Genomic DNA, 1,103 nt, shown 5'->3' on the forward strand with positions numbered 1-1,103 from the left:
GACACCATCCGTGACTCGCCTGGCGAGGATGGACCGCAGGTCAGCAAATGGAATGTTGTCGAAGTATTTCCGAACATCAACATCCAGCACCCATCGCCCACCCTGTTTCATGATCCCGTTACGCACGGCTTGCACCGCCTGATGTGCATTGCGCCTTGGCCGAAACCCATATGAGCAGTCCATAAAGTCCTGCTCGTAGATCGGCTCCAGCAGCATCGAGACGGCCCTTTGCGCTACCTTGTCCTCGAAGCACGGTATGCCGAGGCCACGCTGCCCGCCATCGCTCTTGGCGATATAGTGCCTTCGCACTGGCGGCGCCTGGTAACGACCGGATTTGATGCGGTCGATCAGGCTCAGGAGATTCTGCTCCAGGTTGGCTGCATACTCTTCCGCCGTCTGACCGTCCACACCGACTGCGCCATCCTTGCGCGTTTGCGCCCAGGCGTAGTACAGCCATTCATAGTCGAGATACTGATTCAGGGCGGTGAATGCCATCGCCGGGTTCATCCGCGCCAGTTCGGCAATTCGCTCCTGTTTCGTTGACACGCTTTCAGGTTTCAAGGCACCTCCGTGTTTCTCACGAGCGATTCTGTTGCAACGACGCCTCGCTTTCCTCGACCGGGTCCACCCGAGCAGTGTTCCCCGGCGTCATCAGTACTATCAAGGCGCTAAGACTTCCTGCGCCGAATACGAAGTCGCTTATGGATTCGCTTCTTCGCTCCAGTCCTTGTCTCCTGGTTCGCTCCCGTGCGGCGGAGACTTCCGCCCGGACCTGGCCCGTTTATCGCCTGTTGCCTTCGGCGTCTTGAACTGGTCGTACGCAGGATCTCCCAGGTTCCTGGGGAATCCATCCCATGCCTTTGCCCCGCTCTCAGATCCCGGCCGGCCCGACTGACCTCACCGTAACGGTCAGCACAGTACTGCCCCCGCTATAACAAAGGCGAAGACACCAGCGACAAAGGTATTTCGAGACTCAATCACGCGGCTTCAGCACCCGCTGTCTACGCTTCACGAAGTACGTTACCGTCCCCCATGCAAGACTTGCTTCCGGCTGGTGGTTAGCCTTTGCCGGGAGGGAGTCGAACCCTCTGGACTCCAACGAA

The 1,103-nt window shown here is 58.7% G+C and carries 1 protein-coding gene; it reads right to left on the reverse strand.

The window, feature by feature from the left end; all coding sequences use genetic code 11:
- Nucleotides 1-561, reverse strand: a 561-nt coding sequence (locus tag M0D64_RS44810; RefSeq protein ID WP_266262315.1) for a reverse transcriptase domain-containing protein, incomplete at its 3' end; no start/stop codon positions are given.
- Between the last annotated feature and the right edge of the window lie 542 nt (nucleotides 562-1,103).

Origin of the sequence: Paraburkholderia sp. WS6 (assembly GCF_030464835.1) — a bacterium.
GTDB classification, from domain to species: domain Bacteria; phylum Pseudomonadota; class Gammaproteobacteria; order Burkholderiales; family Burkholderiaceae; genus Paraburkholderia; species Paraburkholderia madseniana.